12 protein-coding genes and 1 pseudogene are annotated in these 15,738 nt (G+C 69.8%); 7 read left to right on the forward strand and 6 right to left on the reverse strand.

What is annotated here, in order from left to right:
- Window positions 1-18: 18 nt before the first annotated feature.
- The 4 genes from JT723_RS34935 to JT723_RS07965 all read left to right on the forward strand — a co-directional run bounded on the left by JT723_RS34935 (window position 19) and on the right by JT723_RS07965 (window position 3,138).
- Window positions 19-516 (forward strand): PIN domain-containing protein, encoded by a 498-nt coding sequence (locus JT723_RS34935; RefSeq protein WP_240165256.1) that lies wholly within the window; start codon window positions 19-21, stop codon window positions 514-516.
- Between the two features lie 155 nt (window positions 517-671).
- Window positions 672-2,204, forward strand: a complete 1,533-nt coding sequence (locus JT723_RS07955; protein ID WP_251513264.1) for a cation:proton antiporter — start codon at window positions 672-674, stop codon at window positions 2,202-2,204.
- 219 nt (window positions 2,205-2,423) lie between these two features.
- Window positions 2,424-2,768, forward strand: coding sequence for a Clp protease/crotonase-like domain-containing protein (locus JT723_RS07960; RefSeq protein ID WP_205043773.1), 345 nt, complete (start codon window positions 2,424-2,426; stop codon window positions 2,766-2,768).
- 55 nt (window positions 2,769-2,823) lie between these two features.
- On the forward strand, window positions 2,824-3,138 hold the full coding sequence (locus JT723_RS07965; protein ID WP_205043774.1) for a carboxymuconolactone decarboxylase family protein: 315 nt from the start codon (window positions 2,824-2,826) through the stop codon (window positions 3,136-3,138).
- Between the two features lie 174 nt (window positions 3,139-3,312).
- Here JT723_RS07965 and JT723_RS07970 read toward each other — a convergent pair whose 3' ends face one another.
- From JT723_RS07970 to JT723_RS07985, 4 genes are read right to left on the reverse strand one after another with little or no spacing between them, the layout of a single operon-like run.
- Window positions 3,313-3,981 carry a response regulator gene (locus tag JT723_RS07970; RefSeq protein WP_205043775.1) on the reverse strand — a complete coding sequence of 223 codons (669 nt, stop codon included), beginning with the start codon at window positions 3,979-3,981 and terminating at the stop codon, window positions 3,313-3,315.
- Window positions 3,978-5,141: a sensor histidine kinase gene (locus JT723_RS07975; protein WP_205043776.1), complete on the reverse strand. Its 1,164-nt coding sequence runs from the start codon at window positions 5,139-5,141 to the stop codon at window positions 3,978-3,980. The genes JT723_RS07970 and JT723_RS07975 overlap by 4 nt, the downstream gene beginning before the upstream one ends.
- A 20-nt stretch (window positions 5,142-5,161) precedes the next feature.
- Window positions 5,162-6,118, reverse strand: coding sequence for an ABC transporter permease (locus tag JT723_RS07980; protein ID WP_205043777.1), 957 nt, complete (start codon window positions 6,116-6,118; stop codon window positions 5,162-5,164).
- A complete protein-coding gene (locus JT723_RS07985) occupies window positions 6,099-7,019 on the reverse strand; it encodes an ABC transporter ATP-binding protein (RefSeq protein WP_205043778.1) in 921 nt (306 codons plus the stop codon). Before JT723_RS07985 ends, JT723_RS07980 begins: the two co-directional genes overlap by 20 nt.
- A gap of 507 nt (window positions 7,020-7,526) precedes the next feature.
- On the opposite strand from JT723_RS07985, the gene JT723_RS07990 reads away from it, so the two are divergent.
- The 3 genes and pseudogenes from JT723_RS07990 to fxsT all read left to right on the forward strand — a co-directional run bounded on the left by JT723_RS07990 (window position 7,527) and on the right by fxsT (window position 14,085).
- On the forward strand, window positions 7,527-8,873 hold the full coding sequence (locus tag JT723_RS07990) for a hypothetical protein (RefSeq protein ID WP_205043779.1): 1,347 nt from the start codon (window positions 7,527-7,529) through the stop codon (window positions 8,871-8,873).
- A 606-nt stretch (window positions 8,874-9,479) separates the two neighbouring features.
- Window positions 9,480-10,096, forward strand: a pseudogene (locus tag JT723_RS07995) (transposase); the annotation flags it as partial.
- Between the two features lie 1,094 nt (window positions 10,097-11,190).
- Window positions 11,191-14,085: an FxSxx-COOH system tetratricopeptide repeat protein gene (fxsT, locus tag JT723_RS08000; protein WP_240165257.1), complete on the forward strand. Its 2,895-nt coding sequence runs from the start codon at window positions 11,191-11,193 to the stop codon at window positions 14,083-14,085.
- A gap of 368 nt (window positions 14,086-14,453) precedes the next feature.
- Here the strand turns inward: fxsT and JT723_RS08005 are convergent, their stop codons facing one another.
- Together JT723_RS08005 and JT723_RS08010 are read right to left on the reverse strand one after the other, a co-directional pair.
- Window positions 14,454-15,095: a carbonic anhydrase gene (locus JT723_RS08005; RefSeq protein ID WP_205043782.1), complete on the reverse strand. Its 642-nt coding sequence runs from the start codon at window positions 15,093-15,095 to the stop codon at window positions 14,454-14,456.
- Window positions 15,096-15,163: 68 nt separating this feature from the next.
- Window positions 15,164-15,700 (reverse strand): STAS domain-containing protein, encoded by a 537-nt coding sequence (locus JT723_RS08010; RefSeq protein WP_240165258.1) that lies wholly within the window; start codon window positions 15,698-15,700, stop codon window positions 15,164-15,166.
- Window positions 15,701-15,738: the final 38 nt, after the last annotated feature.

The following is a 15,738-nucleotide window of genomic DNA, read 5'->3' on the forward strand; positions in this document are numbered from 1 at the left end:
AATGCCGCCGACGCGGACATGGATGCGACCACCGTTGATCATCGTGAGTTGTGTGGACTGACGAAGGTCGGCACGTCGGATCTCGGTGCTGAGCGGCGCGGTGGTGTCGGTGCCCCGGCCGGTGGCGAAGAACCGGCGGAAGACGGCGCACTCGGCGGCGATGGCCACCACGCAGAGCAGCGTCATCAGGGCGGCGAACGGGTCTGGTGCAGGTCAGGTCAAGCCGAGGTGGTGACGTCTCCGACGGCACTGGTCGAGGCGTACGCCGGCCGGACCACCGAACAGCGCTGGGACTGGGTGCTCTCCCGGCTCAAGGTCGCCGACATCGGAAAGGGCGAGGCCCGACAGGCCCGTCGACTTCTGGCCGACACCAAGTTGCACGGGCACAAGTACCCGAGCGATGCGGTGCTCGCCGTGGTGGCACGACAGCAGCAGGGCCAGGTCACCGTCTTCACCTCGGACGTCGACGACCTGGAGAAACTGATCCCGGACACCGTCGTCGTCAAGAAGGTATGACACCGACGTCCGTCTCAGTCCTGGTCTCATTCGGCTGTGTCAGGGGCGCGGCCATATACGGGCAGGCGGCTGTCGACCCGTTTCCGGGTCGGCCGGTGGCGCCCGTACGGTGCAGCTGTGACCCGGCCCATCCTCTTCGGCTGCCCTGCGACCTGGTGTGGGCCACCACCTGGGAGTCCGAGGCCAACGAGTATCTCGCGCCGTTCCTGGGTCTGCCGCAGCTTCCCGTGGTCAGCTGGCCGGATCCCTCCGAGGAGCCCGAGCCGTTCACGAATCATCCGGCGAGGATTCACCAGGCCGGGGGGGTGCGGCAGTACGGTCAGGAGCGCTATCGGCCGCAGCAGACGGGCCGACTGGCCGGCACTTCTTCCTTGATGACGCGGGCCGGAAGGCGGAGCGGACAGGAGAACGGCATGGACGCGGCGCTTTCGCTGATTCTGCTCGCGCTGTTCCTGTGGGGACTGTGTTCCCGGCGAGTGGCAAAGGCGGAGCTCACCGGTCCAGTCGTCTTCGTCCTGCTCGGGCTGGTCATGCACGAGGGAATCGGTTCGGTGGACCTGGCACCCTCGCCGAAGACGGTCAAGGTGCTGGCGGAGATCACGCTCACCTGGGTGCTGTTCACCGACGCGGCACGGCTGTCGGTCCGGTCCGTACGGGCGGACCTGCGCTTGTACGTCCGTCTGCTGGCGGTCGGTCTGCCGCTGTGTATCGGGCTGGGGGCGCTTCTGGCGGGCGCTCTGCTCCCGGGCGTCTCCGGTTGGGCCGCGCTTTTCGTCGGCGCCGCTCTGGCGCCGACGGATGCCGCGCTCGGCGCCTCGATGATGGGAAATCCGGTGGTACCGGAACGTATCCGCCGCGCCATCAACGTGGAGAGCGGCCTCAACGACGGCATCGCCACCCCCTTCGTGGTGCTGTCCCTGGCCGGAATCGCCGCCCTGGAGGCCGGGGGCGGCCATGAGGGGCACGGCGGCGCACTTGTGGAACTGCTGATCGGCGTTGCGTACGGCGGCGCACTGGGCCTGGTCGCGGGACAGCTGCTGAACTGGGCGCTCCACCGGGGCTGGGCGACCGAGGATTTCGCACCCGCGGCAGTGCTCGCGCTGGCCCTGCTCAGTTACACCTCGGCCATCGCATTCGGCGGAAACGGTTTCGTGGCCGCGTTCGTCAGCGGCTTGGCGTTCGGAGCCGCGGACGCTCAGGGGGCACCCCAATGGCAACTCGCATTCGCCGAGCAGTCGGCTTCCGTGCTGTCCCTGCTGGTGTGGCTCCTGTTCGGTGCCGTCCTGCTGCCTGAGGCCTTCCATCACCTGTCCTGGCATCTGGTGCTGTACGCGGTGGTGAGCCTGACCCTGGTCCGGATGGTGCCGGTGGCACTGGCACTGCTGGGCGGCGGTCTGGACCGCAGCACGGTGCTGTTCGTCGGCTGGTTCGGTCCGCGGGGGTTGGCTTCGGTCGTCTTCGGCCTGCTGGCGGTCGAGGAACTGGACCCGGCCGCCGCCCGTGAGGTGGTGCCTGTGGTGGTCTGCACGGTGCTGCTCAGCGTCGTGGCTCACGGCACCAGTTCGGCACCTCTCGCACGGCGCTACGGGACGCGGCACGCAGATGCGGCGGCGCAGCCGGAGCGAGGACACGGGCAGGGGGAACTCCCTGTCAGGGGGCTGGCGAAAAGCGCCGGCCATGGTGTGTGAACAACAGGCCCGACACTCTGGCGGTGAACGCCTCTCGGAGAAAGCACCCGCACCTCACCGTGGTCGTGTTCCGCAGCGAGATCCCTGGCTACTTCATGGCCCACTGGGACTTCACGGCCGACAACGTCCGGGTGGCGATGATGAGTCCCGGGCCGACCGGCCTGCGCCCGTTGTCTCGACGACGAGGTCGGTGTCGGTACCGTCCCCGGCGGCGGACGCATGGCGAGACTCGGACGGCTGGTCGGCCGGGGCCGCGCCCTGGAGATCCCGCTCGGCGGCGATGACATTCCCGCCGATCTGGCTGCCCGGTACGGCTATGTCGACCACCTCATTCCGGATGCCCAGATCGAGAACGTCACCGACGCCTTCGCCGCCGGCGAGCACGGCGAAGTACAGCTGCCACGAACTTGCATTCCCGTTGCATTCACCCCCGTCCAGAATCGTGCGGCCGTCACCTATCGGGCCTTTCCATCGCAGGTCAGGCAGCTGGACAGATCCTCCGCGCAGGCCACAATGCCGGGATTGAGACGGACCGTTACTGTGGGAGGGCAGGCCGACCGTTAAGCCCGAATGTGGTGCACGGCGGCTCCCCCACCGCAACTGGAAAGTAGGTCCGGACATGACTACAGCGTCGGACACTCCTGTTCTGGACACCCTCACCGCCATGACGGTCGACTCGATCGAACGCTGCGGCCTGGACGAGCGCGCGCTCATTCTCACCCGCATCGCCGCGCTGGTCGCCATGGACGCCCCCGCAGCCTCCTACCTTGCACACATCGATCCGGTCGTCCGGGCGGGCCTGACAGCCGAGCAGGTGCAGGACGTCCTGGTCGCCGTCGCTCCCGTCGTGGGCAGCGCGCGCGTCATGTCGGCCGCCGCCTCCATGACCGAAGCGCTTGGGTTCGCCATCGCCGTGGCCGAAGACCAGGAATAGGCGTGAGCACGGGCGGTCCGGGGCCGAGGCACCGCTGCACCGCAGGTCATAGCGCCTGCAGTCTCGCGCACGGGCTGCACGGGCTGCACGGACGGCTCGACGGGGCCGTGACCTGTCCGGTTCCCGGTTCCCGGCTCCCGCGTACGGTCGAGGCGGACGCTGCCAGAGGGGTCGTCAGGACGGCGAGGGCGCGGCGAGGGCGTGCTCGTAAGCGAAGATGACGACGTGGACGCGGTCGCGCAGTCCAAGCTTCTCCAGGACGTGGCCGAGGTGGGTCTTCACCGTCGTCTCTGCGACACCGAGGCTCCGGCTGATCTCGGTGTTCGTACGGCCCGCCACCACGAGGTCGAACACCTCGTGCTCGCGTGGGGTGAGCCTGGCCATGGCGGGAGGCCGGCGCGCGGGGCGCGGCCGGTCGGCCGCGAAGGCCTCGATCAGACGGATGGTCACCGACGGCGAGAGCAGCGCCCCGCCCTCGACTGCCGTGCGGATGCCCCGCAGGAGGTCCTCCGGAGGTGCGTGCTTGAGCAGGAAGCCGCGGGCGCCGACGCGAAGGGCGTCGAAGACGTACTCGTCCAGGTCGTATGTCGTCAGGATGACTACCCGGGGTGAGGGTGAGGTGCCGGTCCCCCTGATCCGGCGGGTGGCCTCGATGCCGTCCACGACCGGCATCCTGATGTCCATGAGCACGACGTCGGGGAGTAGTTCGGCCGTCAGCCGGACTGCCTCCTCACCGTTTGCCGCCTGGCCCACGACGGCGAGATCGGGCTGGCTGTCGACCAGCATCGCGAGTCCGGCCCGTACGACGGCCTGGTCGTCGGCGATCAGGACGGAGACCGTCATGCGGCGCCTCCCGCGGGGCCGTGGGGCAGCCGCACGTGGACGGCGAACCCGCCATCGGGCAGTGCGGTGGTGCTCACCCGCCCGCCGTGGAGCCGAGCACGCTCCCGCATGCCGACCAGACCGAGGCGAGCGGTCGACTGGAGGGGACGGCCCGAGGAGGAGTCCGCCGCACGCCCGTTGACGACGGAGAGCTCGAACACCTGCGGCAAGTAGCGCAGCACGACCCGCGCAGACGCACCAGGCGCGTGCTTGACCACATTGGTGAGCGCCTCCTGCACGATCCGGTACGCGGCGAGTTCGACGCCGGAAGGCAGCGGGTGCGCCTGCCCGATCACCGCGATCTCCGCCATGACGCCGGCTTCGCAGGCCGTGGAGATCAGGGCTGGTATCTCCCCCAGGCAGGGGATAGGACGACGGGCGGCCGGCTCGCCGTCCTGCCGCAGCACGCCGAGCAGTTGCCCCAGCTCGACCACGGCTTCGCGCGCCAGACGCTCGACTGTCCCGAGCATGTCGATGGTTGCCGCGTCCTGGCGGCCGTCACCGGTGGCTGCGACGATCCTGACCGCCCCCGCCTGGATGGTGATGGCGGAGAGCTGGTGAGCGAGGACGTCGTGCAACTCCCTTGCGATCCGTGCGCGTTCCGCCGCCTGTGCGGCCTCCAGCGCGGCCTCTTCCGCGAACCGCCGGGACACGGCCGCGTCGCCCGCGAGGAGCCCCGCCGAGAGCAGGACGCCCGGCAACCCGATCGCCATGCGGACCTGGTAGCTCACCGCCGCTGCCAAGGCGGCCGCCATCGCGCCGCCGAGGAGCGGTCGCAGGTGACGGCGTGCGAAAGAACCGTGGGAGCCGACCGCGTATCCCGTTGCCGCCACGGCCGCCAGGCCCGAGACGGTGTGCAGGCCCAGAGCGGTACGCAGGGCCAAGGCGCCGAGTGCGAGCGACAGGCCCGTCCCCGGGAGGCGCCGCCGCCAGATCGAGGGCACGGACTGCACGAGGGCCAGTGCCAGGAAACCGCAGACGGCGGCAGGTGCGCCGCCGTGTCCTGGCGGCCGCCAGGGCCAGGGCACGTCAGCCAGTGCCCAGCCGAGCAGCACTGTGGCGACCAGCAGATCCGCCCCGCTCCGGGCGGCGGTGGCCTGCAGTCGGGCAACCCACGGCATGACGTGAGCGTACGCCCAGGTCAACCCGTCACGTCCAGACGCCGGAACACCACGAACGCGGCCACCGCACAGGTCACGAGCAGTCCCGTCACACCGGCCAAGCCCATCGCGTGGCCTGGCGCGGTGCCGCCGGTGTCGATGAACCTGGACCAGAAGTTGTCCGGCAGGCTTCCGATGGACTCCTGGCCCCCGGCGAACCCCATCCACCCCTGGACCCAGGTGGCCGGTGTCCAGCGGCCGAGTGCCGGCAATGTCGCTGCGATCAGCATGGCGAGGACGATCGCGGCGCTGGCAGCCATTGTTCCGATCGTCCCACGCGTGACCACACCGGCCAGCAGGCCGATCGCCGCGAATGCGGCCAGCACGACCAGCGAACGTCCGAACTGGGTGCCCGCCCATGTCACGGCGTGGTGTGTCGGCTGATGCGGATCCGGCAGATGGTCGGCGGCACGGATCACCGGTCCAGCGACGGCCAGACAGGTCCAGCACGCGCAGACGAGGCCCACACCGGCGATCCACAGGCTGACGAGTTTCGCCGCCACGACCCGTAGGCGCCGTCCGTTCTGCGTGAGTACGTTCTTCAGTGTCCGGCCGGACCACTCCCCACCGATATGGCCGCCGGCCAGCAGCGACACCGCGAGGGCGCCCGGAAGCGAGGCCATCAGGCCGGCAGCCTCGGCTCCGGCGGCGATCGGGTCGAGTTGCGCCGCGGTACGGGCGGCTGCCCTCGTACCGGCGGCGTGCTCCTCCTCGATCCGCCGCTTCTGGATCGCAAGCGCCTGGGCGCACGCCGGTCCCGCCGGCAGGCGCATGACGGCGCATGACGGCGATCGTCCGCCGCCGGTATCGTCCACTGCCCGCCGGGCGTTGTCCGCGCCGCCGATCGCGAGGAGGACGCAGAACAACGCCGCGGCCGTCATGACCGCCCAGGTGAGAGGCCGGTTCAGCGTGGCCAGCTCAGCGCGGAGATGCCGCATCGTCTTCCACCTCCTCGCCGGTGGGTCCGGTCAGAGCGAGAAAGGCGCGCTCCAGGCCGGACCGTTCTACGCGGATCTGGTGCGCCCACACCCCGCCTCGTCCGAGCAGTTCGTTCACGGCATGACCGTCACCGCTTCCGACCACAAGCGCGTCCGAGTCCTCGGCACGCACCGGGAAGCTGCTGGACAGCAGGGTCCGCGCCGCCGCTCGGTCGGCCGGTGCGAGAACTACCCGGACCACGGCGGTTGTCAGGTCGTCCGGGCGTCCCTCGGCGATGACGCGTCCCGACGTCATGACAGCCACCCTGTCGCAGATCTGCTCGACCTCTGTCAGCTGGTGGCTGGACAGGAACACCGTCGTCCCACTGTCGGCGACGCAGCGCACGGTGGCCCGGAACTCCCGGATCGCGGCCGGGTCCATCCCGTTCATGGGCTCGTCCAGCAGCACGACCGAGGGTGCCCGCATCAGCGCCAAGGCGAGGCCCAGTCTCTGGCGCATGCCCTGGGAGTACGTCTTCACCTTGCGATCGGCGGCGGAGGTCAGACCGACCTTTCCCAGCGCTTCGGCGACGGCGTCCGCCCGGCGGAAGGGCGGGCCGTACAACGCAAGCACTTCGAGGCTGCGCCGCCCGGTCATCCAGGGGTGGAATGCCGGCTCCTCGATCATCGCACCGACGTGCGCCAGGCCGGCGGGGTCCGGCAGCGCCCGGCCGTTCAGCCACGCTCGGCCGGAGGTCGGCCGGATCAGTCCTAGCAGCATCCGCATGGTCGTCGTCTTTCCGGACCCGTTCGGCCCGAGGAACCCGTACACTTGGCCTGCTTCGACAGACAGGTTCAGATCGCCAACGGCAACTGCCCTGCCGTAGGTCTTGCCGAGCCCTTCGCAGCGAACGGTCTCCACAGACTCTCTCCCTCCATGTCATCCACCCGGCCGTCCTCCCCGACGTTAGGAGCCACCGCAGCGCGCGTCATCGGCCGCACGACGAAGCCGCCCTCGTCGATTCGACGAGGGCGGCATGCCGGGCGGGCGGACGGCGTCCCCACGAGGTGAGGGATTGAGGCGGAGCGCGGACCACCGGTGCATCGAAGTCCCCAGCCCCATCACGACCACGGCCAGGGCCAAGACCACGCTGACCAGGGCTTGGGCGCGCTTGGGGCATGTACATGTGGTCCTGGTGGGTGAAGAAGGGGCCGATCGTCGCGCGCTGAAGCGGACTGGACGGCGCGACCGGCTACAGGTGTACATATGGTCCAATTCCTCCTGCGCCGACGCGCCGCTCTCCTAGCCCTCGCGGCTATGCTCGTGGCTGCCCCCGGCGCCACGGCAGCCGCGCCCTCGTCGGGCATGTCGTCCGGGTCCTCGGCCACTATCGGTGAGTACTCGCCGCAAGGTGACACCGGCGGGCAGGTGGCCCGTTTCAAGCAGCAGTTGGCCAAGGCCGACTACGTGTGGCAATCAGGCACCGAGGGCGTCTTCGACCTGAACGCCAAGTACTGCGACGGGAGTCTCTTCAGCGGCCTGTGGCCCAATCCCCAGTCGCCCTACATCCTCTCCGGGCTACCGGAGGTACCGGGGCAGGCGCCCGACACCAACCCGGAGAAGTCGTGGCGGCTGCGACAGGACGAGGCCGTCGTCCTGATGGGGACGACACCCCCGCCGGTGGAGTACTTCGGCTTCGACCTCACTACGCTCAAGGGCTCCCTGCACACTGGGCCGATCGTATGGACCTCCGTGGGCGACGCGGTCAACAACAAGACGGTGCGCACCGCAGGTGCGACGCCGTTCGGCCGACAGTTCGCCCTGGTGATCACGGGCAACCGGCGCACCCGAGCGGAAGTGAACCAGATGCTGGCCGCCTCCGGGCTCGGGCGCGCAACGAACAACATGACGGTTTCGCCTGCCCTGTACCGACTGGGTCTTGACAAGAGATCGGACCAGTTCGTGTTCGGGTTGCGCACCAGCGTGGCCAAGCCGGGATTCGACAAGGCGCTCGACGAGTACCGCGCCGTTCCCCCGCTCCAGGTCTTCCGGGTGCGGCCTGAAGGTGAATCCGCAGACCAGACCACGCCCGTGTACGGGCCCGACCCATTGCCCGTGCCCAAGCTGCGCGTGTCGGGGACCGGTGCCACCGAACTCAACCTCAACCCCACGCTGCAACTCCTGCGCCACCGGATCATCGACACCTACCCGGGCTACAAGGCGCGCGACCTCGTCGTTGAGCGCGGCTTCGAGGAGTCGAACCCTGGGTTCCAGGACAACCTAGTGACCAATCCGCCCATCACCGGGGTCGACGAACTCTCCAATGACGCGGACGACCCGATCACCCCGAACTTCCGCCTGCCCAACGGCTCCTTCGTCGTCGCCTACGGCACCAACCACGTGGCCACCCGGCAGGCCAGCTATTCCAGCATCACCCTCTACGCCGGCGCCAAGGCTGCCGTGTCCCTGGCCGCCCAGAACAACGTCGTCCTCCGAGGCAGCGCACGGGACTACATCCCCGACCAACCGAATGCGGACAAGCTCTACGCCTGGAGTTTCAGCCGCGCAGGCAACGCCGGACCGACCGGGCCGCACGTGACCAGACTCCCGTCCGCCAGCGCCAACTACTGTGCGAGCTTCGGCTCCAACAGGTCCGTCGACATGAGCACGCTCCGGGCCGTGGCCCGCGCGTACATGCAACCTGCGACCCGCACCCGGCCCGCCCTCTCCTCCCTCCTCCTGGACCGGATGCTGGTCTTCATCCCGAGATCATGAAGCGGTGATGCGGGGTCGCGATCCATTGCACGCCGCGATCCGTCGGATCCTGTGCTGGGGCAACCCCTCACGAGTTCGCATCTCGTATCCTCAGCCATTGCTCTCACCGGGCAATACGTCGAAGGCCCCCACCCCTCGCGGTGGGGGCCTTCGACGTTGTCTCAGCCCTCGTTGCCCTGGTCTTTGTCCACAGGCGGGGGGCTCCCCGGATCGCTGCGCCGGTCCTCCACCCGCCGCGCCCTGGACACACCCGGTGCAGTTGACCGCTCCGGGCCTGCGACCCGGGATCCAGCTCAGGAGCCAGGGCCGCCTCCGGAGAGGATCGAGCGGGCTCGAGCCAGTGCGTCCGGCCATGTCCTTCCGTAGAGCGTGATGGCCACGAGCAAGATCCCCGCCGACGCCGCCGGCACTCGCGCACCTTCCGGCAGCCGCAGCTCAGCTGGGAGCCACGTCACGAACGGTGCTGCGACCGCGACCCTTGCAGCTGTCCGTACCGGTCACCGCCTACCAGAGCTGGCAGTCCCGAGGCGAGCCATCCAGGAGGGTGGCCCCCACACGCCGGCTCGAGTTCTGGTGGTGGTCGCAACACCCAGTTCAGGGGGTGCGATGGACTACAAGATCCGCCAGGATCGGACCCCGCAGGAGCGGAAGAAGCTGACCGCTGGGCGGGCGGCATACTTCCAGCTCATGCGGGAGGGATACAGCAACAAGGAAGTGTGCCGGATCGTGGGCATCAACCCGCGGACCGGCAAGGTGTGGGGCAACGGGCGCAACGCGCACAAGGGCCGGTCGAGGTCCGCACCCCCGGTTAGGGGGGCGGCCTCGACCGGCCCTTCTCGGTATCTGCGGGAGTCGGACGGCATCCACATCGCCGACGGGCTGAGAGAGAAGGCGTCCTTACGGCCCATCGCGGCCGAGTTCGGTCGCAGCCCCTCCGCCATCGGCCGGGAAGTCCGGCGCAACGGAAAGCTCTACGAGGCCGGCGGCGCGTGGGCCTACCGGCCGCACGCCGCACGAGGCCGTGCTGATGGCCGCCGGCCGCGCCCGAAGCAGGGGAAGATCGGCCGGAACCCGGAGCTGCGGGAGTTTGTCCAGGACCACCTCGAACGCCGCTGGAGCCCTGAGCAGATATCCCGGGTCCTGCGCTTACGCTTCCCTGACGGGCCGGAGATGCACGTGGTGCACGGGACGATCTACCAGGCCCCTACGTCCAGGGTCTGGGACACCCCGGCCGGGCGCCTCGCACAGCTCCTGGACCGCCGGTTGATCACTGCGACGCGCCCACCGCCGGGATGCGCCTCTCGGCGGTGGGAAGTGTCACCCCCAACAACCTGACACGCTATAGCCCGCGTAGTAGAAGTTGTGGACATAGAACCACCCGTTGCCGTTCGATGTCCCGCAAGCGGTATACCGGCCGCCCAGGAGGGGGACACTTCCACCACAGGCCCACGTCTGCCCCTTCAAGGCAGTGGTCACCAGAGCGGCACTGGTACTGGTATCGGTGCGGATGGCCACGTTTTCCAACGCTGTCCCCTTGCCGTCGCTACAGGCCGTGTTGGTCATGGGCTGTAGCGAGCCATCCGCAGCACCCGCAACTCCCGGAAGGGCAAGGCCGACGACGGCGGCAACCGCCAGCGCGACAGTCAGCCTCGAACGCAGAATCTTTCTCATCGAGCCCCCTTTGATCGGCATTTTATGCAGTGAGCACTGACAAGTAGCGCCCGAGCCTCGCACCCCGTCAAGCGCCCTACATCAGGTTGCCGTGTTTTCCGAACTGGAGATTCGTCGGCCGGATGCCGCCGCCCGGAGCTGGACGCCGCTGCCGCCGAACTAACAACATCCGCTGCCATAGCGGACGCCGTCTCGGGCTACCGCCGACTCGACAAGCCGACGGGCGCCGGCGACCACGACGGCCTCGTCTTCCACATCGACACCGCTGCCATCGACACAGCCGCCCCATGGGCGTATCGCCAACCCGCCGCCCTTGTGGCCGCGCTGGGCATCATGCGGCACCCCCACCCACGAAGGTCCGCCGACGAATTGGCTCCGTCGCCTTGACGGAGCGCCCTGCTGGCGCGTTCGACGGCGTTCTACAGTCTTGGTGTCGTCGCTGAGTTGTGGGGTGCTGCAGGTGAGTGAGGCGAGGGAGCCTGACGCGAGGGGGTTACCGGGTGTCGTGAGCGCGACGGGGGGCAGTGCGGCCGCAGGTGGCAGCGTCGAGATCCATGCCGCGGGCGGCTCGATTGCCGCGCAGCGGATCGGGGAGGTTCATCAGCACATCCATCCTCCTCGCTGGGAGCCGGTGTCATGGCCGCACATGGTGGGGCTGATCCCGCCGCGGGCGGGAGCGTTCCAGGACCGCGCCGAGCGCTCCCGGCTGCGGGCCGCTGCCGCGGGCGCCGGGACTGTGGTGTTGTGTCAGGTGCTGACCGGGATGGGTGGGGTCGGCAAGACCCAGTTGGCGGCCGACTACGCCAAGGAGACTTGGGCGGACGGGACCGGGGTGGACCTGCTGGTGTGGGTCACCGCGAGTAGCCGCACGGCCGTCGTGAGCGAGTTCGCACAGGCTGGGGCGCAAGTATGCAACGCGGATCTGTCCGATCCGCTGCGGGCCGCCCACGCTTTCCTCACATGGCTGCAGACCGGGAGACGACGGTGGCTGGTCGTCCTCGACGATGTCGCCGACCCCGCGGATCTGACCGGGTTGTGGCCTCCGGCCGTTTCGGAGGGGCGGACGGTGGTGACCACTCGGCGGCGTGACGCCGCCTTGGCCGGGGGCGGCCGGCGCATGGTCGATGTCGGCGTGTTTACCCCCGCTCAAGCGGGGGACTATCTGGCGTCGGTGCTGGCCATCGGAGGGCGCGTGGAGCCGGCGGGGGGACTCGCGGGGCTGGCAGAGGACCTGGGGTGTTTGCCCCTGGCGTTGTCGCAGGCCGCCGCCTACGTTCTCGACGCGGGCATCTCGGTGGGCGAGTACCGCGAGCTGCTGGGCCGAAGGGCACGGTCGCTAGCCGAGATCAGCCCGGACGTACCACCAGACGACCAGGCGCACAGTATGGCTGCGGCGTGGGAGTTGTCGGTGGACTACGCCGATCGTCTCCGCCCGCGTGGGCTTGCGTGCCCGATGTTGGAGCTGGCCGCCTTCCTCGCGCCCAACGCCACCCCGCTGACCGTGCTGCTCAGCCAGCCAGCTCTCGACTATCTGGCCGCCCACCGCACCCCCTCTCCGCCGGGGCCAAATGCCGCGCCGGCACCGGGGCCGGGTGAGCCGGTCACCCCGCAGGACGCGACGGGGGCGCTGCGCGCACTGCACCGCCTGAGCCTGCTCAGCGCCCCCGACCGCGCGCCCGCGCCCGTGGAAGGCGACGCCGACGCTTCGGGTGGCAGGAGCGAGGCGGCCTGGGACGGTCGGGTGGTGCGGGTGCACCAGGTCGTACAACGCGCCACCCGCGACACCCTCCACGGCGACCGATACCGGAACACTGCTTGGGCGGCCGCAGATGCCCTGCTCGCCGCATGGCCTGAAGTCGAACGCGACATCGAGCTGGCCCAGGCCTTGCGCGCCTGCACCACCGCCCTTGTCACGTCCACTGAGGAAGGCGCCGACCACGCCGGGTGGCTGTACCAGCCCGACGCCCATCCGATCCTCTACCGGCTCGGGAGCAGCCTGGGTGAGTCCGGCCAGGTGGAGGCCGCCACTCACCACTTCCATCAGCTCAGCCAGACCACCATGCACCGCCTCGGCCCCGACCACACCTACACTCTCGCCGCACGCGGCCACCTTGCGAAGTGGCAGGGGCACGGCGGGGATGCGGCCGGGGCGGCGGCGGCCTTCGCCGCGCTGCTGGACGACCAGCTGCGGGTGCTCGGCCCCGACCACCTGCACACCCTCGCTACACGCAACAGCCTCGCCACCTGGCGAGGGCAGGGGAAGGATGCGGCCGGTGCCGCGGCGGCCTTCGCCGAACTGCTCGATGACCAGCTGCGGGTGCTCGGCCCCGACCACCCGCACACCCTCGCTACACGCAGCAACCTCGCAAACTGGCAGGGCGAGGCGGGGGATGCGGCTGCTGCGGCGGCGGCCTTCGCCGCGCTGCTGGACGACCAGCTGCGGGTGCTCGGCCCCGACCACCCCGACACCCTCGCTACACGCAGCAACCTCGCCACCTGGCAGGGGCGTGGGGGGGATGCGGCCGGGGCGGCGGCGGCCTTCGCCGCGCTGCTGGACGACCAGCTGCGGGTGCTCGGCCCCGACCACCCGCACACCCTCACCACACGCGCCAATCGTGCCCACTGGCAGGGGTCGGCCGGGGATGCGGCCGGTGCCGCGGCGGCGTTCACTGAACTGCTGGACGACCAGCTGCGGGTACTCGGCCCCGACCACCCGCACACCCTCGCTAGACGCAACCACCTCGCAAACTGGCGGGGGTCGGCGGGGGATGCGGCCGGTGCGGCGGCGGCGTTCACTGAACTACTGGACGACCAGCTGCGGATGGTCGGCCCCGACCACCCCGACACCCTCGCTACACGCAGCAACCTCGCAAACTGGCAGGGCGAGGCGGGGGATGCGGCCGGTGCGGCGGCGGCCTTCGCCGCGCTGCTGGATGACCAGCTGCGGGTACTCGGCCCCGACCACCCCGACAGCCTTACCTGGCGCCTCAACCTTGCCTACTGGAGAGGGAAAGCGGGGGACACGGTCGGCCAGACGGAAATATATTCCGAGCTGATAAATGCCCAGATACTCGATGCCGACCACGCTAGCCATCCCGACACCCTCGCGACCCGCCGCAGACTGGCCGTCTGGCGGGGGGAGGCGGGAGATCCGGCCGGTGCGGCGGCGATGTTCGCTGAACTACTGGACGACCTAGTGGGCGTGCTCGGCCCCGACCACCCGGACACCCTCACTGCACGTGGCAGCTCTGCCCACTGGCGGGGGGAGGCGGGAGATCCGGCCGGTGCGGCGGCGATGTTCGCCGCGCTGCTGGACGACCAGCTGCGGGTGCTCGGCCCCGACCACCCGGACACCCTCATCACCCGCAATAACCTTGCCCACTGGCGGGGGGAGGCGGGAGATCCGGCCGGTGCGGCGGCGGCCTTCGCCGCGCTGCTGGACGACCAGCTGCGGGTGCTCGGCCCCGACCACCCGTACACCCTCACCACGCGCAACAGCCTCGCCCGCTGGAGCGAACAGGCGGCCACAGGCGAAGCGTAGAGCCTTCCGGTGGGAATCGCGTCCGCTGAATATCGGACCGATTCAGCGCCAAGGGTGGGGGACTACAGGTCAGCGCATTTTCGTCGGTGACCCAGGGACTCCGTCATCCAGCACGAGCATCTTGTACCCTCCAGCTGGCCCGGCTGTCCGGATACCTGCGCATGATTTCGATGTGGAGGCGGTACGCGAGGCCAGCGTCGGATGCGGTGATGACGCTCTTAGAAAACGGCTCTGACCGCAGTCCCGTGAAGCCAGTGATCACGAAGACTTTTGGGAGGGCCACGGCTGGCCGTCAGGTGCCACAGCGGGACGGTTGGCCAATACGTAGTCGCGGTACGACCGGTACCTGACCGTGAGGTGCTGTGCGGTCAGGAAGCGGCGGGTACTTTCGCGTCGAGGCCGTGGCTGGCGACGAGCTGGGCCTTGCCGTCGGCCAGGCGGTAGCGCAGTCCGACGACGGCGGTCCGGCCGGCGGCGACCTTCTCGGCGAGTGCACGGGAGCGGTCCAGCAGCCGGTCGGTGGTGTTGCGTACGTGCTCGGCGAGTATCTCCTCGGGCCGCACCCGTCCGGCGGCCCGCGCCGCCAGCACGCTGGGCGTCACCCGCTCGACCACGTCCCGGACGTATCCGGCCGGCGCCGTGCCGTTGTCGAGCACGTCGCACGCCGCGCCCACGGCGCCGCAGGAATCGTGGCCGAGGACGATGACCAGCGGGCAGTCCAGCAGGTCCACGCCGTACTCGATGCTGCCCAGCACCTCAGGGCCGATGACGTGGCCTGCGGTGCGCACCACGAACAGGTCACCCAGGCCCCGGTCGAAGATGATCTCGGCGGCCAGTCGGGAGTCGGAGCACCCGAACAGCACGGCGAAGGGCTGCTGGGACGATGCGGTCTCGGCGCGGCGGGTGGCGTCCTGGTTGGGGTGCTCCGGGGTGCCGGCGACGAATCGCCGGTTGCCGGCCAGCAGCAGCTCGAAGGCCTCGCCGGGCGTCGGGATCTGCATCTGTGTCATGGTCATCGTCCTATGAATCGGGGCGGGTCGGGACGGAGGAGGGTCTTGGGGCCGCTGGCCGGGTCGGGTCATGCCGGCAACACCGCCATCCCTAGTCGCCGGGCCAGGACGGCCTCCACGTGCAGTCTCAGCGCGCGGGGTTCTTGACCTGCCCCGTTCGGCCGCCGGTCCGTTACGCCCCTGCCGTTGTCGGCCGCGTCGCCGCACCGGGCAGAGCGGCGTCCGTGCCGTCGGCCGAAGGGGACCGAGACCACGGCCTCGGGGAAGGCGTCACCGCAGTGGGTGAGATCCAGGACGCGGGCCACAGGCGCCGACACCGCGCTCACGGTCAACGGGGCACCCACGGCAAGCGCGTGCTCGCGAGCCTGGAGGAGTGCATTGAGCCCGGAGGAGTCGCAGAAGCCGAGGCCGGTCAGGTCGACGTCGACACCGCGAGGGGCGGTACGCAGACATTCGGCAAGTACTTGGCGCAGCATGTCCGCACACCCGAGATCGATCTCGCCCCCGACGGACACCCGGACGCGGCCGCCGTCCTCGACCATCCGGACGGTCAGCCCGCCGTGCCGGTGCGTGATCACTTGGGGTGCCAGCACATCGTGTGCCATGGTGCGCGACCTCCAGAGGTCATCATCTGGCCGCCGGA

This window comes from Actinacidiphila bryophytorum (assembly GCF_016916835.1).
Classification (GTDB): Bacteria; Actinomycetota; Actinomycetes; order Streptomycetales; family Streptomycetaceae; genus Actinacidiphila; species Actinacidiphila bryophytorum.

Bases quoted from the DNA above. Each gene is read 5' to 3' on its own strand.
- JT723_RS34935 (WP_240165256.1), top strand. From the start codon at position 19: ATGGATGCGACCACCGTTGATCATCGTGAGTTGTGTGGACTGACGAAG.
- JT723_RS07960 (WP_205043773.1), top strand. From the start codon at position 2,424: ATGGCGAGACTCGGACGGCTGGTCGGCCGGGGCCGCGCCCTGGAGATC.
- JT723_RS07965 (WP_205043774.1), top strand. From the start codon at position 2,824: ATGACTACAGCGTCGGACACTCCTGTTCTGGACACCCTCACCGCCATG.
- JT723_RS07970 (WP_205043775.1), bottom strand. From the start codon at position 3,981: ATGACGGTCTCCGTCCTGATCGCCGACGACCAGGCCGTCGTACGGGCC.
- JT723_RS07975 (WP_205043776.1), bottom strand. From the start codon at position 5,141: ATGCCGTGGGTTGCCCGACTGCAGGCCACCGCCGCCCGGAGCGGGGCG.
- JT723_RS07980 (WP_205043777.1), bottom strand. From the start codon at position 6,118: ATGCGGCATCTCCGCGCTGAGCTGGCCACGCTGAACCGGCCTCTCACC.
- fxsT (WP_240165257.1), top strand. From the start codon at position 11,191: ATGGTGGGGCTGATCCCGCCGCGGGCGGGAGCGTTCCAGGACCGCGCC.
- JT723_RS08005 (WP_205043782.1), bottom strand. From the start codon at position 15,095: ATGACACAGATGCAGATCCCGACGCCCGGCGAGGCCTTCGAGCTGCTG.
- JT723_RS08010 (WP_240165258.1), bottom strand. From the start codon at position 15,700: ATGGCACACGATGTGCTGGCACCCCAAGTGATCACGCACCGGCACGGC.